This window comes from Achromobacter sp. HZ01, assembly GCF_003267925.1.
Lineage (GTDB): Bacteria > Pseudomonadota > Gammaproteobacteria > Burkholderiales > Burkholderiaceae_B > Achromobacter > Achromobacter pulmonis_A.
The window spans coordinates 1-5,402 of sequence record NZ_LWKV01000011.1; the positions used below are offsets into that span (position 1 = coordinate 1).

General features: G+C 53.0%; 2 tRNA genes and 3 rRNA genes. All 5 read right to left on the bottom strand.

The window, feature by feature from the left end:
- Positions 1-7: 7 nt before the first annotated feature.
- A 5S ribosomal RNA gene (gene rrf, locus A6B37_RS25875) occupies positions 8-120 on the bottom strand.
- Between the two features lie 195 nt (positions 121-315).
- Positions 316-3,196 (bottom strand): 23S ribosomal RNA (locus tag A6B37_RS25880).
- Positions 3,197-3,489: 293 nt separating this feature from the next.
- Positions 3,490-3,565 (bottom strand) — tRNA-Ala (locus tag A6B37_RS25885).
- A gap of 22 nt (positions 3,566-3,587) precedes the next feature.
- Positions 3,588-3,664, bottom strand: a tRNA-Ile gene (locus tag A6B37_RS25890).
- Positions 3,665-3,797: 133 nt separating this feature from the next.
- Positions 3,798-5,328, bottom strand: a 16S ribosomal RNA gene (locus A6B37_RS25895).
- The 16S, 23S and 5S rRNA genes sit together here with 2 tRNA genes alongside, the layout of an rRNA operon.
- Positions 5,329-5,402 lie beyond the last annotated feature (74 nt).

Sequence of the window (5,402 nt, forward strand, 5' to 3'; positions counted from 1 at the left end):
AATAAAAGCCTGACGATGACCTACTTTCACAGACGTCCGTCCACTATCATCGGCGCAAAGTCGTTTCACTGTCCTGTTCGGGATGGGAAGGAGTGGGACCAACTCGCTATGGTCGTCAGGCGTAACTGGTTGAGCGGCTGCGGCTAGGCGCAACAGCTCCAATCTGGGAAGAAACACAACGCGTGGCGATCAGAGTCGAACTCGATGATCGCGCACGATGGGGTGTGATGTTGGCTGGCTGCCGACGGTGCAGCCAGATTTTGTATTGAACGACACTTGGAACGCTATAACCAGGTCAATAACCATCAGTGTTATAGGATCAAGCCTCACGGGCAATTAGTATCGGTTAGCTTAACGCATTACTGCGCTTCCACACCCGACCTATCAACGTCCTGGTCTCGAACGACCCTTCAGGGGGATCAAGTCCCCGGGATACCTAATCTTCAGACGAGTTTCCCGCTTAGATGCCTTCAGCGGTTATCTCTTCCGTACTTAGCTACCCGGCAATGCCATTGGCATGACAACCGGTACACCAGAGGTACGTCCACTCCGGTCCTCTCGTACTAGGAGCAGGCTCCGTCAAGTATCCAACGCCCACGGCAGATAGGGACCAAACTGTCTCACGACGTTTTAAACCCAGCTCACGTACCTCTTTAAATGGCGAACAGCCATACCCTTGGGACCGGCTACAGCCCCAGGATGAGATGAGCCGACATCGAGGTGCCAAACACCGCCGTCGATATGAACTCTTGGGCGGTATCAGCCTGTTATCCCCAGAGTACCTTTTATCCGTTGAGCGATGGCCCTTCCATTCAGAACCACCGGATCACTATGTCCTGCTTTCGCACCTGTTCGACTTGTCAGTCTCACAGTCAAGCACGCTTATGCCATTGCACTATCAGCACGATTTCCGACCGTACCTAGCGTACCTTCGAACTCCTCCGTTACACTTTGGGAGGAGACCGCCCCAGTCAAACTGCCCACCATGCACTGTCCCCGATCCGGATAACGGACCAAGGTTAGAACCGCAAACAAACCAGGGTGGTATTTCAAGGATGGCTCCACGTAATCTGGCGACTACGCTTCAAAGCCTCCCACCTATCCTACACAGGCCGGTTCACAGATCAATGCAAAGCTACAGTAAAGGTTCATGGGGTCTTTCCGTCTAGCCGCGGGTAGATTGCATCATCACAAACACTTCAACTTCGCTGAGTCTCAGGAGGAGACAGTGTGGCCATCGTTACGCCATTCGTGCAGGTCGGAACTTACCCGACAAGGAATTTCGCTACCTTAGGACCGTTATAGTTACGGCCGCCGTTTACCGGGGCTTCGATCAAGAGCTTGCACCCCATCACTTAACCTTCCGGCACCGGGCAGGCGTCACACCCTATACGTCGACTTTCGTCTTTGCAGAGTGCTGTGTTTTTAATAAACAGTCGCAGCCACCGATTCTCTGCGACCCCATCATGCTAAGCGCGCAGGCGCTTCACACTACCGGGGTATACCTTCTCCCGAAGTTACGGTATCAATTTGCCGAGTTCCTTCTCCTGAGTTCTCTCAAGCGCCTTGGAATATTCATCCCGTCCACCTGTGTCGGTTTGCGGTACGGTCTCGTACAGCTGAAGCTTAGAGGCTTTTCTTGGAACCACTTCCAATCACTTCGCAAGCAATGCTCGCTCGTGCCACACCCTTGATTTACGCGCCCGGATTTGCCTAAGCGCCATCTTCGATGCGTCAACAGGGACATCCAACACCCTGATGATCTTCCGCAATCCGTCCCCCCATCGCACTGTACGACGGTGCTGGAATATTAACCAGCTTCCCATCAGCTACGCATCTCTGCCTCGCCTTAGGGGCCGACTCACCCTGCGCCGATGAACGTTGCGCAGGAAACCTTGGACTTACGGCGAGAGGGCTTTTCACCCTCTTTATCGCTACTCATGTCAGCATTCGCACTTCTGATACCTCCAGCAGCCTTTACAAGCCACCTTCGCAGGCTTACAGAACGCTCTCCTACCGCGTGCACAAAGTGCACACCCGCAGCTTCGGTTTATCGCTTAGCCCCGTTACATCTTCCGCGCAGGACGACTCGATCAGTGAGCTATTACGCTTTCTTTAAAGGATGGCTGCTTCTAAGCCAACCTCCTGACTGTCTATGCCTTCCCACTTCGTTTCCCACTTAGCGATAATTTGGGACCTTAGCTGGCGGTCTGGGTTGTTTCCCTCTTGAGTCCGGACGTTAGCACCCGGTGCTCTGTCTCCCAAGCTGTACTTGCGGGTATTCGGAGTTTGCCATAGTTTGGTAAGTCGCCATGACCCCCTAGCTATAACAGTGCTCTACCCCCCGCAGTAATACTTGAGGCACTACCTAAATAGTTTTCGGAGAGAACCAGCTATTTCCAGATTTGTTTAGCCTTTCACCCCTATCCACAGCTCATCCCCTAATTTTTCAACATTAGTGGGTTCGGTCCTCCAGCACGTGTTACCGTGCCTTCAACCTGGCCATGGATAGATCATCTGGTTTCGGGTCTACACCCAGCGACTGAATCGCCCTATTCGGACTCGCTTTCGCTACGGCTTCCCTATTCGGTTAACCTCGCCACTGAATGTAAGTCGCTGACCCATTATACAAAAGGTACGCAGTCACCCCACAAGGAGGCTCCTACTGTTTGTATGCATACGGTTTCAGGATCTATTTCACTCCCCTTCCGGGGTTCTTTTCGCCTTTCCCTCACGGTACTGGTTCACTATCGGTCGATCACGAGTATTTAGCCTTGGAGGATGGTCCCCCCATCTTCAAACAGGATTTCACGTGTCCCGCCCTACTTTTCTTACGCTTAGTTCCACACTCAGAATTTCGTCTACAGGGCTATCACCTGCTACGGCCGGGCTTTCCATCCCGTTCGACTATCCTGAATGCTAAAACGTAAAGGCTTTTCCGATTTCGCTCGCCACTACTTTCGGAATCTCGGTTGATTTCTTTTCCTCGAGCTACTGAGATGTTTCAGTTCACCCGGTTCGCCTCCACTGGCCTATGTATTCAGCCAGGGATACTGCTTGCGCAGTGGGTTTCCCCATTCGGACATCTGCGGATCAAAGCTTGTTTGCCAGCTCCCCGCAGCTTTTCGCAGGCTACTACGTCCTTCATCGCCTGTGATCGCCAAGGCATCCACCATATGCACTTAGTCGCTTGATCCTATAACGCTGTAGGCTATAGGACCTGAGTATTCGCGTTTGTGCCGTTCATAAGTTTCAAAGCAGTCTGAGGCTTGCACCCCAGTCTTGAGAACTTGGAACAAAATTAATGCAATCACAACCCGTACCCATCTTCATCAGCAAACGCCGATTACTCGATGAGCACATTTCGTTGTGCTTCTTCCAGATTGTTAAAGAACGAATATAGCTGTTGGGTAAAACCCAACTCATAACATCGTGGAGCACGACACTATGAGTTGGCCTCTACGCTGCACCCAGGATCCTAAGAACCGGTGGTGGAGGTGAACGGGATCGAACCGATGACATCCTGCTTGCAAAGCAGGCGCTCTCCCAGCTGAGCTACACCCCCATATCCTGCCTGGCAGAATACTTGGTGGGTCTGGTTGGATTCGAACCAACGACCCCCGCCTTATCAAGACGGTGCTCTAACCGACTGAGCTACAGACCCAAAACCTTTTCGGATCAGCAGTCAGGTGGCTGAAGACCCAGGGAAGATTCCCTCGACCCAAGCCTACAACCGATCCCAGCTATATATCAAACAACCGATAAGAGTGGACGCTTAACACGAGCACTAAGCTCTGAAAGGAGGTGATCCAGCCGCACCTTCCGATACGGCTACCTTGTTACGACTTCACCCCAGTCATGAATCCTACCGTGGTAATCGCCCTCCTTACGGTTAGGCTAACTACTTCTGGTAAAACCCACTCCCATGGTGTGACGGGCGGTGTGTACAAGACCCGGGAACGTATTCACCGCGACATGCTGATCCGCGATTACTAGCGATTCCGACTTCACGCAGTCGAGTTGCAGACTGCGATCCGGACTACGATCGGGTTTCTGGGATTAGCTCCCCCTCGCGGGTTGGCGACCCTCTGTCCCGACCATTGTATGACGTGTGAAGCCCTACCCATAAGGGCCATGAGGACTTGACGTCATCCCCACCTTCCTCCGGTTTGTCACCGGCAGTCTCATTAGAGTGCCCTTTCGTAGCAACTAATGACAAGGGTTGCGCTCGTTGCGGGACTTAACCCAACATCTCACGACACGAGCTGACGACAGCCATGCAGCACCTGTGTTCCGGTTCTCTTGCGAGCACTGCCAAATCTCTTCGGCATTCCAGACATGTCAAGGGTAGGTAAGGTTTTTCGCGTTGCATCGAATTAATCCACATCATCCACCGCTTGTGCGGGTCCCCGTCAATTCCTTTGAGTTTTAATCTTGCGACCGTACTCCCCAGGCGGTCAACTTCACGCGTTAGCTGCGCTACCAAGGCCCGAAGGCCCCAACAGCTAGTTGACATCGTTTAGGGCGTGGACTACCAGGGTATCTAATCCTGTTTGCTCCCCACGCTTTCGTGCATGAGCGTCAGTGTTATCCCAGGAGGCTGCCTTCGCCATCGGTGTTCCTCCGCATATCTACGCATTTCACTGCTACACGCGGAATTCCACCTCCCTCTGACACACTCTAGCCCGGTAGTTAAAAATGCAGTTCCAAAGTTAAGCTCTGGGATTTCACATCTTTCTTTCCGAACCGCCTGCGCACGCTTTACGCCCAGTAATTCCGATTAACGCTTGCACCCTACGTATTACCGCGGCTGCTGGCACGTAGTTAGCCGGTGCTTATTCTGCAGGTACCGTCAGTTTCGCGGGGTATTAGCCCGCGACGTTTCTTTCCTGCCAAAAGTGCTTTACAACCCGAAGGCCTTCATCGCACACGCGGGATGGCTGGATCAGGGTTTCCCCCATTGTCCAAAATTCCCCACTGCTGCCTCCCGTAGGAGTCTGGGCCGTGTCTCAGTCCCAGTGTGGCTGGTCGTCCTCTCAAACCAGCTACGGATCGTCGCCTTGGTAGGCCGTTACCCCACCAACTAGCTAATCCGATATCGGCCGCTCCAATAGTGCAAGGTCCGAAGATCCCCTGCTTTCCCCCGTAGGGCGTATGCGGTATTAGCTACGCTTTCGCGTAGTTATCCCCCGCTACTGGGCACGTTCCGATACATTACTCACCCGTTCGCCACTCGCCACCAGACCGAAGTCCGTGCTGCCGTTCGACTTGCATGTGTAAGGCATCCCGCTAGCGTTCAATCTGAGCCAGGATCAAACTCTTCAGTTCAATCTCTGTGTTTATTTCGTATTTCCTTGGTTCCGGAGAACCGAGTCATACGTCGCTGCTCAAAGGAAGTGAGG